This window comes from Bartonella sp. MU70NMGDW (assembly GCF_042194085.1).
Lineage (GTDB): Bacteria > Pseudomonadota > Alphaproteobacteria > Rhizobiales > Rhizobiaceae > Bartonella > Bartonella grahamii.
In genome coordinates this window covers 1-1,058 of record NZ_JBHIMK010000393.1, presented here as the reverse complement: position 1 = coordinate 1,058, position 1,058 = coordinate 1, and the positions used below count along the sequence as shown (strand labels likewise).

The following is a 1,058-nucleotide window of genomic DNA, read 5'->3' as shown; positions in this document are numbered from 1 at the left end:
TGACCAGAACCATGCAAAGCAAGCCCATAGGAAGCCGTTAACATAACTTCAAAAAATACAAATAAATTAAATAAATCGCCGGTCAAAAAAGCGCCATTTATCCCCACCATAAAAAATTGCATCAGTGACTGAAAATGAGAACCAGCCTTGTACCAATGAGCCCGAGCAAAAACCAACACGCTAGTCACCAACAAGCTTGAAAGTAAAAGCATCATGGCGCTTAAACGATCAAGGACTAAAACAATTCCGAAGGAAGAAGGCCAATTGCCCAGTCGATAAACATCGCAAGCCGGTGCTATTTCAAGAGTACGCATAACCAATAAAATGGCAGTAACGACCAACAGTCCCCCAGAAGAAAGACTGATGAATGATTTAAATTTTGCACGACGTTCATCATAAAAAAGAAGAAGTGCTCCAGTGATTAACGGCAAAAGAATAGGCAAAATAAGGAGATGATGCACCCCTACTTCCATTATTGCACCTCACGTCCATCAACGTGATCAGAACCCGTTAAACCACGTGAAACCAGAAGAATAACTAAAAATAAAGCTGTCGTTGCAAAACCAATCACAATCGCAGTTAAAACCAAGGCTTGTGGGAGAGGATCGACGTAATTAGCGGGATTAATAACAGTGTTAGGATCAACAATTGGGGCAGCATTACTACGCGGTCTACTCATTGAAAACATAAAAAGATTAACACCATAGGAGATCAAAGACAAACCAAGAATGACTTGAAAAGTACGTGGCCGCAAAACAAGCCAAATACCTGATCCAACAAAAACACCGATACCCAAAGAAAGAACTATTTCCATTAATTTTTCTTCTCTTTTAAAATAGGTTTCTTACCGATTCGGTAACTCCGAATTGACTGGTGTGCAAGTGCAATTAAAATGAGAATGGTTGCTCCCAACACAAGAGAAAGCACACCAAAATCAAACAAAAAAGCAGATGCCATGGGAACTGTTCCAATTAACGGAAGATGAATATATCGAAAAAAGGATGTTAAAAAAGGATATCCAAAAAACCAAGAGCCCATCCCCGTTACGACTGACAACA

At 39.8% G+C, this 1,058-nt stretch carries 2 protein-coding genes and 1 pseudogene; all 3 read right to left on the bottom strand.

The features are described 5' to 3' along the window. Window positions 1-473 (bottom strand): annotated as a pseudogene (locus ACFIKE_RS11225) (cation:proton antiporter); the annotation flags it as partial. After that, entirely contained in the window at window positions 473-814 is a 342-nt protein-coding gene (locus ACFIKE_RS11220; RefSeq protein ID WP_375641225.1) for a Na+/H+ antiporter subunit C, read from the bottom strand. The gene ACFIKE_RS11220 and the pseudogene ACFIKE_RS11225, both read right to left, overlap by 1 nt. Further along, the coding region (locus ACFIKE_RS11215; protein ID WP_375650015.1) for an MnhB domain-containing protein at window positions 814-1,058 on the bottom strand (245 nt) is incomplete at its 5' end. The genes ACFIKE_RS11220 and ACFIKE_RS11215, both read right to left, overlap by 1 nt.